Raw genomic sequence first — 15,379 nt, forward strand, 5'->3', positions numbered from 1 at the left:
GTCAGCGGGCGAAGAGTTCGAAGGCCACCGCGGGCCGGCCGCCGAAGCGGTCGGCGGCGCGGCCCGTCGCGCCGGTGAGGAAGGAGCGGACGTACTCCTCCGGGTCCTCGTCCGTCAGGGCCTCGATGTAGGCGCGGTGGCAGAGGAGCGAGCGGATCGCCCGGTCCAGGCCCCCGCTCGCGTCGACGGCGTGCGTCGGGGTGCTGGAGGCCGCGACCGCCACCCAGCGCACACCGTTCCAGGGGTCGAGCCCCCGCTCGGTGAGTTCGGGGAAGATCCAGCGGTTTCCGGCGTCGGCCGCCGCGTCGAGCGTGGCACGGCCGACGGCCAGGTGGTCCGGGGTGTTCCAGGGGGCGCCGGGGCCGCCGCCCCAGGTGTCCCGGTGGTTGAGGGTGAGGACGAGTTCCGGGCGGTGGCGGCGGATCGCTGCCGCGATGTCACGGCGCAGCCCCAGCCCGTACTCGATGGTCCCGTCGCGGTGGTCGAGGAACTCGACGGTGTCCACGCCGACGACGGCGGCGCTGTCCCGCTGCTCGCGCTCACGCAGCGGGCCGCAGACGTCGGGGGCGAGGGTGTCGATGCCGGCCTCGCCACGGGTGGCGAGGACGTACACGACCTCCTTGCCGGCGTCGGTCCACTCGGCGACGGCCGCCGCGCAGCCGTACTCCAGGTCGTCGGGGTGGGCGACGACGGCGAGGGCGCGCTGCCAGTCGCCGGGCATCTCCGCGAGGTCCGTGACATCGGTTCCGGTCATGCCCGCAGGATACGGGCCGCCTCCGCGGCGGTCGGTCGGAACGCTCCGGAAAGGATCACCGAACGCGAGACGTTCCGGGGCCGGTCGGGGTTGAGCCCGCGCCGGTCCGCGAGGGCGACCGCGAGCCGCTGGGCGCGGACGAGCGCGGCGACCGGGTCGATCGCGTCGGCGGCGAACAGGGCGCCGGTGGACTCCACTTCGTCCCGCAGCCCGGAGGGGGCGGGGCCGAGGCACCAGACGAGGCTGGACCGGTCGCTGATGCTGATCGGGCCGTGGCGGTACTCCATCGCCGCGTACGACTCCGTCCAGGCACGGGCCACCTCGCGGAGTTTGAGCGCCGCCTCGTCGGCGAGGCCCACGGTCCAGCCGGTGCCGAGGAAGGTGAACTGGCCGCGCCGCTCCCAGGCGGCGGGCAGCCGCTCGTACAGCACGAGTTCGGCGTCGGCGATCGAGGACGTCAGGTCCACCCCGAGGCCCGCGCGCAGGAGTTGGAGGGCCGTGGTCGCGAACCGGGTCTGGACGACGGAGCGTTCGTCTGCGAAGCCGAGGTCGATCACCCGGTCGGCAAGCCGGCCGGCCGGGCTGTCGGGCACGCCGGTGAGCACGAGCGTGGGGATGCTCCCCGCCGCGCGGGCGAGCAGGTCCCCGACCTCCGTCGTGGTGCCGGAGCGGGTGAGGGCCACGATCCGGTCGTAGCCGCGGCCGAGCGGTGTGGAGTCGGAGGCCGGGAAGGCGTCGGTCTCGCCCGCGCCGAGGGACTCGCGCAGGGCGGCGTAGGCGCGGGCGATGAAGTACGAGGTGCCGCAGCCGACCACCGCGACGCGCTCGCCGCGGGTGGGGAGCGGTTCGGCGTGCCGGTCCGCGATCTCGGCGGCACGGCGCCAGCAGTCGGGCTGGCCGGCGATCTCCGCGCTGACGTGGGTGCTCATGTCGGGTCCTCTCCTCGCAGGGCTCCCCCGCGGGGCCCCGGACCGAGTTCTACCGGCAGTCGTCGGGAGCACTCCATGAGCAATGCCGGACCATCACTTGGACTTTCGCGCGCCGCCGGTTCCCGGCCGTCCCCCGCAGGAGGCCCGGACGACCAGCCGGGGGCGCAGCTGCACCTGGTGGAGCGGGGCGGCCTCGCCCTCGGCGAGCCGGCGGAGCAGGATCTGCGCGGCGAGCCGGCCGAGCTGGTACTTGGGCGGGGACACGGCCGTCAGCGGGGTCTCGGCGATGTCGGCGAACTCGTTGTCGTAGCTGATCAGGGCGAGGTCCTCCGGGACGCGGACCCCGGCGCGGCGGGCCGCGGCCAGCAGCAGCGCGGCCTCCCGGTCGCCGAAGCAGAGAGCGGCGGTGACCCCGGCGGCGCGCAGTGCGGCGAGAGCCCGGTTGGCGCGGTCGGGGTCCCAGTGGGCCATCACGTCCCGCTCGGGGGGCGGCGCCTCGGGCAGTCCGAGGTCGTGGAGGGCGCGGGCGAAGCCGGAGTCGATGGGGGCGGTGGTGGGCGCGTCGGTACGGGCGACCAGGCCGAGCCGCCGGTGGCCGAGGGCGTGGAGGTGGCGGACCGCGTCGTAGGCGCCGCCCTCGTGGTCGGTGCAGACGTGCTCGGTGGGGTCGCCGGGGCCGTGGGCGGCCAGGCGGCGTTCGACGAGGACGGCGGGGACGGGCAGGGCGAGGAGTTCCTCGACGCGTCGTCCGGGGTCGGTGGCGGTGTGCAGGCCGGGGACGAGGAGGAGGCCGTGGACGCCGGCGGAGAGGAGGCGTTCGACGGCGGCGTCCTCCTCGTCGGGGTCGTAGTGGGAGCAGGCGAGGACCAGCCGGGCGCCGGCCGCCGCGAGTTCCCTCTCGATGCCCTGGAGCACCCGGGGGTAGTAGAAGGTGGTGTCGGGGACGAGGACGCCGACGATCCGCCGGCCCGTGCCGTCCCGTTCGGGGCGGTGGGCGGAGAAGGTGCCGGCGCCCTGGCGTCGTTCGACGAGGCCGAGGGCGACGAGGTCCTCGTAGGCGCGGCGGACGGTCGTGACCGACAGTCCGGTCTCGGTGGCGAGGGCGCGTTCGGTGGGGAGCTTGCTGCCGGGCGGCCAGGTGCCGTCGAGGATGCCGCGCCGCAGTTCGGCCATGAGGGCCCGGAACTTCAGCTCCCGGCCCGATGCCGGTGTCTCGCGTCCCGCCATCCGGACCCCCTCGTGCTCCCGGCGTCCGTGCTCGTTCGCCCGGACGCCCGCCGCATCCTATGCGGGGGTGGCCGGAGCGATCAGAGCTCGCCCCGGGAGACGGCCAGCAGCCGGTCGAGTACGCGGGGGCCGCCGGCCCGCAGCCCGTCGTGCTCGAACTCGTCCGTCACCCAGGTCCGCAGGCCGCGGATCGCGCGCGCGGTGTCCAGGGAGTGGTCGGTGTCCACGTACATGTCGTCGTGGTAGACGGCGGCGGCGACGGGGACCCGGTTGGCCGCGAGGCGCTCGGGGTCGTAGAGCGGCGCCCAGTCGGTGCGCGCGGCGAGGAGTTCGGCGGTGTCGCGCAGGGGGCGCAGGGCGGGGTCGGTGGTGAAGTGCCAGGGGTGGACGGACTCGCCGGTGAAGAGGAACGGCCGACCGTCGGCCAGCGCGGCGCGGGCGTCGAACTCGGGGTGCTCGGCGCGGACCCGCTCGGCGGCCCAGTCGGTGGGGCCCTGGCCCTGGGCGTAGATGGCCTCGTGGAGCACGGCGTAAAGCGGATGACCGGCGAACGACAGATGGGCCTGGACCTGCTCCAGGAAGGCGTCGGAGAGGTCGGGGCCGCCGGTGGTGGGGATGAACGCGCCTTCGAGGAGCAGATGGAGCTGGTGGGTGCCGTCGCCCGAGCCGAGGAGGATGCCGAGGGACTGGAAGGCCTCGGCGGTGAGCCGACCGCCGCCGGGCAGGGTCACCTCGCGGTCGAGGAGGTGGGCGGCGATGGCGCGGGCCCGTTCGGCGTCCTGCGGGTAGCGGACGAAGTGGGCTTCGTTCTTGCGCCGGATACGGGGGTAGGCGGCGCGGTAGACCTCGTCGGCGGTGGCGTCGAGGGAGGGCAGGCCGCCGGTGACGAGGACCCTTTCCAGGCCCTCGGGGGCGGTGGAGAGGTAGTGGGTGGCGCAGAAGCCGCCGAAGCTCTGGCCGAGGACGGTCCAGGGGGCGCCGCCGGTGAGGCGTCGGCGGATGAGTTCGCAGTCCTTGACGATCGAGTCGGCGCGGAAGTGGGCGAGGTGGTCGGCCTGCTCGGCCGGGGTGCCGCGCAGGGGCAGGGTCTGGCGGTTGGCGGGGGTGGAGCGGCCGGTCCCGCGCTGGTCGAGGAGGAGGACGCGGAACTCCTCGACGGCGCGGCCGAGCCAGGCCTGCGGGCCGATGAAGCGGCGGGCGCCGAAGCCGGGGCCGCCCTCCAGGTAGAGCAGCCACGGGAGCCGGTCCCGGTCCGCTCCGTCGCGACCGGCCGCGACGACCTCACGGCCGAAGACCTCGATGCGCTCGCCGTCGGGGCGGGAGTGGTCGAGGGGGACGGGGAAGCGGTGGTCGGTGAGGACGAGTCCCGGCTGCCGGAAGGTGGTCACGGTGTTCCTGCTCCTGTTCGGTACGCCCCCGCGAGGACAGTGGATCACACGGCGGGGGCGTACCGGAGGCGGGGCGCCTCAGGAGGCGGCCGGGTGTGTCAGCCGGCCGGGTCGCGCGGTGGGGGCGTCAGGAGGTGGGGAAGTCGTCCGGGGTCCTGACGCGGTCCCGGATCCAGACACCGGCGGGCTTCAGCGAGCCGGTGCCGGTCCAGGGGCCGCCGTCGTCACAGGTGCCGGTCTTGAAGACCGCACCGGTGCGCTCGTCGTCGGAGAAGTTCCAGTTGACCCAGCTGATCTTCTTGGCGGCCATCAGGTCGAGGTACTTCTGCGACATCGCGAAGTCGTTGCTGCCCTCGCCGGCGTAGTTCTGGGTGCCGAACTCGGTGACGAAGACGGGCAGCTTGGCGGCGGCGCGGGAGAGGGTGTCGAGGTACTCCTGCCGGTGCGAGTACGCGTAGAAGTGGTAGGTGTACATGATGTTGGTGGCGTTCACGGGGTTGGACACGACCTCGGACTCGTTCGCGCCGTCGGAGACGCCGAACGAGGACCACGCGCGCGTGCCGACGAGGATCGGGGTGTCGGCGTCCTTGGCGCGGATGACCGGGATGAGCTTCTCGGCGTAGCTCTTGATCCGGGACCAGGAGACGCCGTTGGGCTCGTTGGCGATCTCGTAGAGCAGGTTGGTCTTGGCTCCGTGGCGCTGGGCGATCTCGGTGAAGAAGGTCTTGGCGCGGGCGAGGTTGTAGTGCGGGTCGCCCGGGTCGAGCATGTGCCAGTCGACGATCACGTACATGCCGCGCGCGGTGGCCTGCTCGATGAGGGAGTGCACGAGGTCGGTGTACTTGCGGGGGTCGGTCTCGTAGCCCTCCTCCTGGACGTATGTGGAGACGCGCAGGACGTCGGCGTTCCAGTCCTTGGCGAGGGCGTCGAGGGAGCCGCCGGTCAGGCACTGGCTGTACCACTGGGTGCCGTGGCTGGACATGCCGCGGAGCTGGATCGGCTTGCCGTACTGGTTGCAGAGCTTGGTGCCGCAGACCTTGAGCTGTCCGTTGATCGAGGCGGGGGTGGCCGCGGCGGGGGCCTTGGCGACGGCGGACCTCGCCGGCTGCGGGGTGACGGGGGCGGCGCCGGCGGTGGTCGGGGCGGTGGCGAGGCCGAGGAGCAGGGCTCCGAGGGCGGTTCCGGCGACGCCGAGGCGGCGGGTGCCGGGCCGGATCCGGGAACGGAGGGGTCGTGCGGATCGTGCCGAAGTCATGGGGGTCTCCCGGTACGACGAACGAGGGTGGGGATGGAGGATCGGGTTCAGGAACCTTCGACTGGAAGGAAACTTTCCTAACGGATGAATAGCAGGGTCGTGGGCGCCCCGCAAGAGTCAGGGCAGGAGACGCTGTTCAGCGGGCTGACCTTGCAGGTCGGTCGGGACGGTCCCTCAGGAGGCCTTTGCCCACGAGGTAGTCGCGCGCCACGTCCTGCGGCAGACGTCGCCAGCTGTCCACCTGTTCGTTGAGGTGCGCGAGATCCTCCGTGGTCAGGACCGGGTTGAGACGGCCGAGCGCCCCGGTGACGCCCCCGCCTCCGGCGCGGGCCCGGTTGACCACGGGGACGATGTGGTCGGCGTTCTGCAGGTTCCTGTCGTCCGCGAGCAGGACGAGCCCGAACTCGTCGAGCGTCGCGTCGGTGGTCGTGGTCAGCACCAACTGGTCCTGGCCGTTCTGGACGGCCTGCTTGGCCGGGGTGGTGCCGACACCCTTCGGGTCCACCGCGGTCACGTCGATCCCGTAGACCTCCTTCAGACCGGGGGCGCAGTACGGCCGCCGGACGCACTCGTCGCCCGCCGCGAGCCGTACGGGGAGACCGGTGGCGCCGAGGTCGCTCAGGGTCTTCAGCCCGTGCTCGGCGGCGAAGACGGCGGTCACCGCGAAGGCGTTCTGGTCGACGGCCTCGCCCGGGTCGAGGACGGTCAGCCCGCGCGGGGCGGCGAGCGCCCGGAGCGCCGTCATGGTGGCGGCCCGGTCGGGTGAGCCGACGGTCGGCGCGTCCGGCCCGTGGGCCTTGGCGTTCAGCCAGTCGGCGAAGGTCGCCGCGTACTCCGGCACGACGTCGATCTGGCCCCGTTCGAGGGCCGGTTCGTACAACTCGCGGTTGGTGACCGAGAGGATCTTCGTCCCGTAACCGGCGTCCTGGAGCAGCAGGACGTACATCTGCGCCAGCAGGTCGCTCTCGGTGAACCCGGCCGAGCCCACGGTCAGCCGGCGGCTGTCGCCGGGCGGGGCGGTGACCTCGCCCTGGTCCTCCAGGGCCGGGCCGGCGCCGCAGCCTGCGCAGACCGCCAGGAGGAGAACGAGGGCGGCCGGGGCCGCGGGGAGGCGGGTCCCGGCGGTGGCGGGGGGTCGGGAGGGGGCCGAGGCACGGGCCGGGGTGCTCACGCGCCGCTCCCCCGTACCCCCGCGGGGGTCAGGCGCCGGACGCCCTCGAAGACGCCCTCCACGAGCAGGGCGAGGGCCGCGACGAGACACGCGCCCGCGACGACCTGCGGGGTCGAGGCGAGGTTGAACCCGGCGGTGATGATCCGGCCGAGCCCGCCACCGCCCGCCAGGGCCGCGACGGTCGCGGTGGCGACCAGCTGGACGGCGGCGATCCGTACGCCGGTGAGGACCAGCGGCAGCGCGAGCGGGAGTTCGACCCGGGCGAGGGTCTGGCCGCCCGTCATGCCCATGCCCCGGGCGGCCCGTACGACATCGGCGTCGACGCCCCGCATCCCCACGTAGGCGTTGGTGAGCAGCGGGGGCACGGCGAACAGGACGAGGGCGATGACCGTCGGCCAGGAGCCGTACGAGCCGATCGGGCTGAGCAGCAGCAGGACGAGGACGGCGAAGGTGGGCACGGCCCGGCCCATGTTGGAGAGGTTCACGGCGAGCGCGCCGCCCTTGCCGAGGTGGCCGAGGACGAGCGCCGCGGGCAGGGCGATCGCGCAGCTGAGGGCGAGGCAGACGACGGTGAGGAACAGGTGCTCGCCGAGCCGGTGCCAGACGCCGTTCTCGCCGGACCAGTTGGCGGAGGTGGTGAGCCAGGACCAGGTGTCGGCGAGGGTGGTCACGCGCCCCGCCCACGGGTCCAGGGGGTCAGCAGCCGCTGCGCGCCGAGGAGGAGCAGGTCGGCGGCGACGGCGATGAGGACGCAGAGGGCCGAGGCGGTGAGGACCTGGGCCTTGAAGTAGGTGTTCATCCCGGAGTAGATCAGGTTGCCGAGGCCGCCGTGGCCGACGATCGCGCCGATGGTGACGAGCGAGACGGCGGAGACGGTGGCGATCCGGAGCCCGGCCATGGCGGCGGGCAGGGCGAGCGGCAGTTCGACGGTGAGCAGCAGGCGCACGGGCCCGTACCCGAGGCCGCGCGCGGCCTGCCGGGTCTCCTCGGGGACGGCGCGGAGCCCGGCGAGGATGTTCCGCACGAGCAGCGTGAGCGAGTACAGGACGAGTCCGGCCACGACGAGCGCGGCCGAGAGGCCGTACACGGGCAGGAGCAGCGAGAACATCGCGAGCGCCGGGATCGTGTACAGCAGGGTGGTGATCCCGAGGACGGGGCCGGCCGCCCAGCGCCAGCGGCGGGCCGCGACCGCGAGGGGCAGGGCGAGCAGCAGGCCCAGGGCGACGGACACGACGGTCAGCTGGAGGTGCTGGACGACGGCGTCCGCGAGGATCTCGCGGCGGGTGGAGAGGTAGTCGCCGCAGATCCACTCGTTGCGGGCGAGGCAGTCGTCGGGCGGCGCGGTCACCCTCCCATTCGAGGCGGTACGGGGCGTCCGCGCACCCGGGCCGGGCCGTTCGGGTCCGTCAGCCGCGGTCCTGGAGGACCGACAGCACGTTGCCCGCCGGGTCCTTGAACCAGGCGATGGCCGGTCCGCCCCCGGCCCGCACGACGCCCTTGCCGTCGGCCTCGAAGCCGGGGTAGCGCTCCAGGGTCACTCCGCGCCCGGTCAGCTCGTCCACGGCCCGGTCGATGTCGTCGACCACGAAGTTGAGGACGGTGAAGCTCGCGGGGGCGTGGTCGGCCTTGGGGTAGAGGAGGACCCGGGCGCCGCCGGCCAGGGTCAGGAAGAGCATCCGCGTCTCCCCGTCGCCCTGCTCCTCCACCTTCAGACCGAGGGTCTCCCCGTAGAAGCGCCGGGCGGCGTCGAGGTCGTCGACCGAGAAGCCGCTGAACGCAGAGGTCTCGCCGAACATGGCTCACTCCCTTCTGGGGCCCTCCGGCGAGGTCCCCTTCCAGGATCCACCGATGGGCGGCGGCGCGCCGCCCACGGAGCGGTCAGGGGGCGATCGGCAGCTGTCGCTTGTGCTCGGTGAGGCCGTAGCGGCGGACGATCGTGGCGAAGGCGGCCTCCGCGACCGGCTTCCCCTCCAGGAAGTCGTCGATGTCGTCGTAGGTGACACCGAGCGCGTCCTCGTCGGGCTTGCCCGGATCCAGGGTCTCCAGGTCGGCCGTGGGCGTCTTCCACACCAGCCCGGCCGGGGCGCCCAGCTCCGCGGCGACCGCGCGGACCCGCCGCTTGGTGAGGCCGGTGAGCGGGACGACGTCGGCGGCGCCGTCGCCGAACTTGGTGAAGAAGCCGGAGACGGCCTCGGCGGCGTGGTCGGTGCCGACGACGAGCCCGTCCCGGGCTCCGGCGACCGCGTACTGGGCGATCATCCGCTGGCGGGCCTTGATGTTGCCCTGCACGAAGTCCTGGTGGTGGGCGTCCCGGAAGGTCACGCCGCCGGCCACGCAGGCATCCAGGGCCGCGTCGCTCGCCGCCTTCACGTCCACCGTGAGGACGTCGTCCGCGCCTATGAAGTCGAGGGCGCTCCGCGCGTCCTTCTCGTCGGCCTGGACGCCGTACGGCAGGCGCATCGCGTAGAACGTGGCGTCGTGGCCGGCGGCACGGGCCCGCTCGACGGCGAGCTGGCAGAGCCGCCCGGCGGTGGTGGAGTCGACACCGCCGCTGATGCCGAGGACGAGGGAGCGCAGACCGGTGGAGGTCAGCCGCTCGGTGAGGAAGGCCACCCGGCGCTCGATCTCCGCGCCGGGGTCGAAGGACTCGGACACCTGGAGGTCCCGGGCGATCTGCTGCTGGAGGGCGGTGGACGCCGGGTCGGTCACGGGGGTCTCCTCGTCAGGGTCGGTGGGGCCGCCGGGGTGGGTGGGGCTGCCGAAGTCGACTCTACGCAACCGGGGCGACGGGCCGTCGCCCTGGCCCGTGCGGTACGGCTCCGGGCCGCGCGGCCGTCCTCCGGATCTCGTCGGGGGCGCTGCCCCGCTGGTCGGCGCCGCGTCGGAAGGTGGGGCGCGACCGCTTCCCTCAGCCGGCCGTCGGCTCCGGGAGGCAGAGGACCTCGACCCGCTGGACGAGGTTGTTCGCGAAGCCGCCCCGGTTCCACGGGGCCACCAGCGGCTGCGTGCGGCCCGCCACGTCGGTGGCCCGCACCGTCAGGTGCCGCAGCCCCGGTGTCGCCGTCCAGCCGGTGCGCCAGGCCGACCACGCCCAGGGGTGCGCCGGGTCCCGGACGATCTCGGCCTCCGTCCAGGCGGCCCCGCCGTCCTCGCTGACCTCGACGCCGGCCACCGGCCCGTATCCCGACCAGGCCCGCCCGGTGAGGGTGACGGGACCGGGGCGGACGACTCGGGTCCTGGACATGAAGTCCGGGAACCCGGGCGGCACCATCAGGGCCCGGGGCTCGATCAGGGTGACGGGCTCCCCCGGTTCGGCGGTCGCCTGCCGGACCCGGTAGGCCACGCTCTGCTGGAAGCCGGTGAACGGGGTGGCGGTGAGCGTGATGTCACGGAGCCACTTCACATGGGCCATGCCGTACCAGCCGGGGACGACGAGCCGGAGCGGGCTGCCGTGCTGCGGGGGCAGCGGCGTCCCGTTCATCTCGTACGCCACCAGGACGTCCCGGGCCGGGTCGGCCGCCGTCGCCAGCGGGAGGCTCCGCCGGTAGTCCTGCTCGACGCCGCGCTCCACCCCGTGGTCCGCGCCCGTGAAGACCGCCTCGACGGCGTCCTCGGCGGGCCCGGCGTCCGCCAGCAGGGCGGCGAGGGGGACTCCGGTCCAGTCTGCGGTGCCGACGGCCTCCACCAGCCAGGGCTGGCTGACCGGACGCGGCGCGAGGCGCGCCCGGCCGTTCCCGGCGCACTCCAGGGTCACCCGGCGGGTGACGGCGGGCCGGGCGCGCAGGGCGTCCATGTCCAGGGTGAGCGGGCGCAGCACCAGGCCGCCGACGGTGAGCCGCCAGTCTTCCGGGTCCGTGGCGGGGATGTCGTAGTGGACGAGGACGTAGTGGAGTCCCGGCGGGGTGACGTCGTACCGCATGGCCTCCAGCGGGAGCCCGTGGTTGCGGGCCGCGAGGCCCAGCTCCTGGGCGCCGAAACCCTCCTCGGGCCCCGCCAGGCGCGCCGGTGCGCTGATGTCGCCCAGACCACGCGGTGATCCGTCCATGCCCTCATGGTGCGCCGTGCCCCCGGCCGCGGCACCTCGGGTTCAGGTCCGGCGTACGTCGCGCAGGGCCCGGTCGAGGCCGTCCTGCGGGAGGCCGGTGAGAGCCCGGAGGAAGATCTCCTCGTAGGCGGGCTCGCCGATCGTCGCGCGGGCCGTGTCCGTGTACTTCTCGTGCAGGGCCCGCAGCCCGGGCAGACCGCGCCGGGGCTGGCCGGTGGAGCGCCAGTAGGCCTCCCCGGTGCCGGAGACGTCGGCGGCGCGCTCGCCGTCGCCGGCCGCCGCGAGGGCCGTGGCGAGGACGTCGAGCCCGAGGGCCACGCCGAGGCTGGCGCCGAGTCGGCGGGTGCCTTCGAGCATCGCGCGCGCGTGGCCCGCGGCCGATGCCGGGTCGCCCTCCAGGAGGCCGGTGAGGGCGAGGTGGTACTCCAGGGCGGTCCGGGTCCAGTGCTCGTCGAGTTCCACGCACTGGGCGCGCAGGGCGAGCGCCTCCTCGTGGGCCTCGGTGAACCGGCCGAGACCGACGAGCGCGAAGACGTGGACGAGACGGCAGCGGAGCCGGGCGGCGGAGTCGGCGGGGCCGCCCCGGGCGGCGTCGAGGACATGGCCGACGACGACGTACGCGGCCGTCGGGCGGCCGGTGGTCAGCGCGAGGAGCCCGGCGAGGGCGGCGGCGTCGAGCGTCAGCTCACCGGGCCGGTCGTCGGGGCGGTGAGCCCGCTCGGCGTCCTGGGCGCGTTCGGCGCACTCGGCGTACCTGGCCTCGCGGGCGCACCGCTCGCTGACCTCCTGGGCGGGGCCGGACTCGCCCTGGAGTACGAGGGTGACGCCGAGCGCCCACAGGGCGCGGGCCCGGGTGGGGCCGCGCGCGCCGCTGAGGAGGAGGGCCTGTTCGAGGCCGTCGCGGGCCTCGCGGAGGCGGCCCCGGCTGGACCAGGCGAAGGCGACGGAGCCGACGAGGTCGAGGGCCGCGTCGGGGTCGGTGCGCAGCAGCCGGTCGAGGGCGGTGCGCAGGTCGGTGTGGTGGGCGTCGACGGTCCGGTACCAGCGGAGTTGGCGGGCGCCGTGCCACTCGGTGTCGGCCCCGCGGGCCAGGCCCCGGAAGTGGGCGGCGTGCCGGTCGGCGACGGCCGCGGTGCCGCCGGTGCGGTCCAGCCAGGTCGCCCCGTACGCGCGGATCGTGTCGAGCATCCGGTGCCGTCCGGCGGCGTCGGGCGGACGGACCACGGAGGCGCGGACGAGTCCGTCGAGCGCGTCCGGCAGCGTCGCCCGGTCGAGGGGGCCGCCGATGCACACGGCGGTCGCGGTGGCGAGGTCGAAGGGTCCCCGGAAGACGGAGAGCCGGGCCCAGAGGAGGCGTTCGAGGGGGGCGCTGAGCTCGTGGCTCCAGCCGATGGCGGCGCGCAGCGTCTGGTGGCGGCTGGGCCAGACCCGCTCGGTGTGGGCGAGCAGGTCGAAACGGGCGGTGGGCGGGGCGTCGAAGCGGGTGCCGAGCTGGTCGCGGACGGCTTCGACGCCCTGGAGGCGGATCTGAGCGGCGGCCAGTTCCAGGGCGAGCGGAATGCCTTCCAGGCGTACGCAGATCTCGCCCGCGGGCCCGGCGGCGGGGAAGTCCTCGCCCGCGGCCCGGCGGAGCAGTTCCAGGGCGTCGCCTCCGGCGGCGGGGAGCGGGTCGAGGACGACGACCCGCTCGCCCGGCACGCCGAGGGGCCGGCGGCCGGTGGCGAGGACGGTGAGTCCGGGGGCGGCGGCGAGGAGTTCGGAGACGAGCCGGGCGCAGGGTTCGGCGAGGTGCTCGCAGGAGTCGAGGACGAGCAGGAGGCGGTCGTCGGCGAGCCGGCGGCAGAGCCCGGTGGTGGCCATGCCGGGGGTGTGGTCGGAGAGGTCGACGGAGTCGGCGACGAGGGCGACGAGGAGCCGGTCGCCGTCGAGCGGGCCGAGGTCGGTCCACCAGACGCCGTCGGGGTACCCGTCGGCGGCGCGGCGCGCGGCGCGCAGGGCCAGCCGGGTCTTGCCCACTCCCCCGACTCCGGTCACGGTGACGAGCCGGTGCTCCGCCAACGCGGCCGAGACGGCCTCCAGTTCCGTCCGGCGTCCCACGAATCCGGGGTTCTCGTCCGGCAGATGTCCACGCACGGGTGCAGTCTCCCTCATTCGGGCGACGAACGGGCGTACGGGACCGGTTCGTTAACCGGCGTCGACCGTCACCTCCACAGAATGCCATCCCTGGGCGCCGTTCGGCATGGTGTCGGTGCGTTCCTCCGGCTGGGTGGTGCCGGTGCCGTCGGTGGCGCGGACGGTGAGGGTGTGCCGGCCGTGGGTGGCCGCCCACGGGTGCACCCACTGCCGCCAGGTGTCGCTGCTGTCCTCGGCGGCGAGCCGGGCGACCTGCCAGGGGCCGTCGTCGACGCGTACCTCGACCTTGCTGATGCCCCGGTGCTGGGCCCAGGCGACCCCGGCGACCATGACGGTGCCCGCGGCGGCGCGGGCGAAGGCGCGCGGAGTGTCGATGCGGGACTGCGTCTTGACGGGGGCCTGGGCGGACCAGCCGCGCGGGACCCAGTAGGCGTCGTAGGCGTCGAAGGTGGTGAGCTCGATCGACTCGATCCACTTGCAGGCGGAGACGTAGCCGTAGAGGCCGGGGACGACCATGCGGACGGGGAACCCGTGGGTGAAGGGCAGGGGTTCGCCGTTCATGCCGAAGGCGAGCAGGGCGTCCCGGCCGTCCATGACCGCCTCGACGGGGGTGCCGATGGTCATGCCGTCGACGGAGCGGGCGATCAGCTGGTCGGCGGGGCCGCCTTCGGAGGGCGGCCGGACACCGGCCTCGCGGAGCAGGCCGGCGAGGGGGACGCCGAGCCAGCGGGCGTTGCCCACCAGGGGTCCGCCGACCTCGTTGGAGACGCAGGCGAGGGTGATGTCCCGCTCCACGGCCGGCCGGGCCGTCAGTTCCCGCAGGGTGACGGTGAGTTCCCGGCTCACCCCGCTGCCGTGCACGCGCAGGCGCCAGCGGTCGGCGTCGACCCGGGGGACGACGAGGGCGGTGTCGACCCGGTAGAAGTCGTGGTTGGGGGTGAGGAAGGGGCTGATGCCGGGGACGCGGAGCACGGCGCCCGCGGGTACGGGCGGTGCGGGGGACGCGGGCCGGGGCAGGCGCAGGGCATCGCGTGAGGCGGCGGCGTTCTCCTCGACGGGGCTGCCGACCGATCGGGCGACGGCGGCGGCGCCGGTCGCGACGAGTCCGGCGGAGGCTGCGACGACGAGGAACCCCCGGCGGTCGGCGCGGGCGACGGAGTCCTCCGCGCTCCGCGCGCTCCCACGCCCCGGGCGACCGGCGAGCAGGCGGCTGATCAGGATGTACAGGAGGAGTGCGCCGGCGGCGGCTCCGACGAGCGAGGGCACGGCGTCCGTGGCCGATTCCGAGTCGGGGCGGGTGACGGCGGCGAGCGCGCCGAGGACGCCGAAGGCGCCGACCGCCGCCGAGCCGAGGAGCCGGTGCCGGAGCGCGAGGAGTCCGACGGCGGCGGCGAGCACGCCGAGGATGATCAGGATGCCGAGCTGGAGGACGGTCTTGTCGTTCTCGCCGAAGGTGCGGATCGCCCACTCCTTGACGGCCGCCGGGGTCCGGTCGACGACAGCGCCGCCCACGGCGGGGACGGGGCCGGCCTCGGGCCGTACCCAGAAGGAGGCGAGGTCCGCGACGGCGAGGGAGACGTAGGCGGCGACGAGGCCGCCGAGGGCGGCCAGGAGCCGGTCGGTGCGGGTGGGCTCACGCGGGGGCTGCGAGAAGGTCATGCTCCTCAATCGGCAGGGACGGGATCCCGGATGGCCGGTTTCACCGGGAAGAGGGAGAGCGGGCGTCCGGCGCGGGGCGGGGTGCCCCGCTCGTGCGCCCTCAGAGCGCCGTCTCGCGTGCGGCCAGTTCGATCAGGTCGCAGACCTCGAGGGGCCGGGAGGCCAGCGAGGCGTGGCTCGCGTCGAGCTCGACGGTCTTGCGGGGGTTCATGCGCGCGGCCATGCGGCGCTCGTTGTCGGGGTGGATCATGCGGTCCTGGGTGGAGACCTGGTAGTAGCTCGGCTTCGCGCGCCAGGCCGGGGCGGTGACGGTGTCGCCGAAGGTGGAGCCGAGGGGCGCCTTCTGCGTGACGGCCATGACCAGGGCCTCCTCCTGGCTCAGATCCTGGTCGAAGCTGTCGTGGAAGGCGTCCTGCCGGATCCAGAGGTAGCCGTCGGAGTCGGGCACGATGTTGTCGAAGGCCGCCGGCGGCATCTCCTGGCTGAGCTGTCCCGGGCTCTCCCCGGCGTCCGGGGCGAAGGCGGCGATGTAGACGAGGCCGGTCACGTTCGGCAGGTCGCCGGCCTCGGTGATGACGGCGCCTCCGTAGGAGTGGCCGACGAGGAGCACGGGGCCGGCCACCTGGTTGACCATCTTCCGGGTGCGTTCGGCGTCGTCGGCGAGGGAGGTGAGCGGGTTCTCGACGGCGTGGAGCCTGTCGAAGCCGCGCCGGTGGAGCTCGACGATGACCTTGGACCAGTGGGCGGCGCCGCCCCAGAATCCGTGTACGAGGACGATCGTGGGCTTGTCTGCCATGGTTTCCGAACCGATCTGCGCG

Annotated in this window: 14 protein-coding genes; all 14 read right to left on the minus strand. The window is 74.5% G+C overall.

The window, feature by feature from the left end; genetic code table 11:
* Position 1: 1 nt before the first annotated feature.
* Entirely contained in the window at positions 2-754 is a 753-nt protein-coding gene (locus tag ABT154_RS31935) for a PIG-L deacetylase family protein (protein WP_351861577.1), read from the minus strand.
* Positions 751-1,683: an SIS domain-containing protein gene (locus ABT154_RS31940; RefSeq protein WP_351861579.1), complete on the minus strand. Its 933-nt coding sequence runs from the start codon at positions 1,681-1,683 to the stop codon at positions 751-753. The genes ABT154_RS31935 and ABT154_RS31940 overlap by 4 nt, the downstream gene beginning before the upstream one ends.
* 93 nt (positions 1,684-1,776) lie before the next feature.
* Positions 1,777-2,910, minus strand: a complete 1,134-nt coding sequence (locus tag ABT154_RS31945) for a GntR family transcriptional regulator (protein ID WP_351861581.1) — start codon at positions 2,908-2,910, stop codon at positions 1,777-1,779.
* Positions 2,911-2,990: 80 nt separating this feature from the next.
* Positions 2,991-4,298: an alpha/beta fold hydrolase gene (locus ABT154_RS31950; protein ID WP_351861583.1), complete on the minus strand. Its 1,308-nt coding sequence runs from the start codon at positions 4,296-4,298 to the stop codon at positions 2,991-2,993.
* A gap of 127 nt (positions 4,299-4,425) precedes the next feature.
* Entirely contained in the window at positions 4,426-5,553 is a 1,128-nt protein-coding gene (locus ABT154_RS31955; protein WP_351861585.1) for a glycoside hydrolase family 5 protein, read from the minus strand.
* A gap of 136 nt (positions 5,554-5,689) precedes the next feature.
* Positions 5,690-6,724: an ABC transporter substrate-binding protein gene (locus ABT154_RS31960; protein WP_502969635.1), complete on the minus strand. Its 1,035-nt coding sequence runs from the start codon at positions 6,722-6,724 to the stop codon at positions 5,690-5,692.
* Positions 6,721-7,395: an ABC transporter permease gene (locus tag ABT154_RS31965; RefSeq protein WP_351861587.1), complete on the minus strand. Its 675-nt coding sequence runs from the start codon at positions 7,393-7,395 to the stop codon at positions 6,721-6,723. The genes ABT154_RS31960 and ABT154_RS31965 overlap by 4 nt, the downstream gene beginning before the upstream one ends.
* Entirely contained in the window at positions 7,392-8,072 is a 681-nt protein-coding gene (locus ABT154_RS31970) for an ABC transporter permease (protein ID WP_351861589.1), read from the minus strand. Before ABT154_RS31970 ends, ABT154_RS31965 begins: the two co-directional genes overlap by 4 nt.
* A gap of 58 nt (positions 8,073-8,130) precedes the next feature.
* Positions 8,131-8,520: a VOC family protein gene (locus ABT154_RS31975; RefSeq protein WP_351861591.1), complete on the minus strand. Its 390-nt coding sequence runs from the start codon at positions 8,518-8,520 to the stop codon at positions 8,131-8,133.
* A gap of 82 nt (positions 8,521-8,602) precedes the next feature.
* Complete coding sequence (gene nadE, locus ABT154_RS31980) at positions 8,603-9,433, minus strand: NAD(+) synthase (protein ID WP_351861592.1); 831 nt, start codon at positions 9,431-9,433, stop codon at positions 8,603-8,605.
* Positions 9,434-9,632: 199 nt separating this feature from the next.
* On the minus strand, positions 9,633-10,769 hold the full coding sequence (locus ABT154_RS31985) for a sulfite oxidase (RefSeq protein ID WP_351861594.1): 1,137 nt from the start codon (positions 10,767-10,769) through the stop codon (positions 9,633-9,635).
* Positions 10,770-10,811: 42 nt separating this feature from the next.
* On the minus strand, positions 10,812-12,902 hold the full coding sequence (locus ABT154_RS31990) for an ATP-binding protein (protein ID WP_351861596.1): 2,091 nt from the start codon (positions 12,900-12,902) through the stop codon (positions 10,812-10,814).
* Positions 12,903-12,953: 51 nt separating this feature from the next.
* Positions 12,954-14,561: a molybdopterin-dependent oxidoreductase gene (locus ABT154_RS31995; RefSeq protein WP_351861598.1), complete on the minus strand. Its 1,608-nt coding sequence runs from the start codon at positions 14,559-14,561 to the stop codon at positions 12,954-12,956.
* Between the two features lie 100 nt (positions 14,562-14,661).
* Positions 14,662-15,357 (minus strand): alpha/beta hydrolase, encoded by a 696-nt coding sequence (locus tag ABT154_RS32000; RefSeq protein WP_351861600.1) that lies wholly within the window; start codon positions 15,355-15,357, stop codon positions 14,662-14,664.
* Positions 15,358-15,379 lie beyond the last annotated feature (22 nt).

Source organism: Streptomyces sp. NPDC001728, assembly GCF_040297565.1.
GTDB lineage: Bacteria > Actinomycetota > Actinomycetes > Streptomycetales > Streptomycetaceae > Streptomyces.

Bases quoted from the DNA above. Each gene is read 5' to 3' on its own strand.
- ABT154_RS31935 (WP_351861577.1), bottom strand. From the start codon at position 754: ATGACCGGAACCGATGTCACGGACCTCGCGGAGATGCCCGGCGACTGG.
- ABT154_RS31940 (WP_351861579.1), bottom strand. From the start codon at position 1,683: ATGAGCACCCACGTCAGCGCGGAGATCGCCGGCCAGCCCGACTGCTGG.
- ABT154_RS31945 (WP_351861581.1), bottom strand. From the start codon at position 2,910: ATGGCGGGACGCGAGACACCGGCATCGGGCCGGGAGCTGAAGTTCCGG.
- ABT154_RS31955 (WP_351861585.1), bottom strand. From the start codon at position 5,553: ATGACTTCGGCACGATCCGCACGACCCCTCCGTTCCCGGATCCGGCCC.
- ABT154_RS31975 (WP_351861591.1), bottom strand. From the start codon at position 8,520: ATGTTCGGCGAGACCTCTGCGTTCAGCGGCTTCTCGGTCGACGACCTC.
- ABT154_RS31985 (WP_351861594.1), bottom strand. From the start codon at position 10,769: ATGGACGGATCACCGCGTGGTCTGGGCGACATCAGCGCACCGGCGCGC.
- ABT154_RS31995 (WP_351861598.1), bottom strand. From the start codon at position 14,561: ATGACCTTCTCGCAGCCCCCGCGTGAGCCCACCCGCACCGACCGGCTC.
- ABT154_RS32000 (WP_351861600.1), bottom strand. From the start codon at position 15,357: ATGGCAGACAAGCCCACGATCGTCCTCGTACACGGATTCTGGGGCGGC.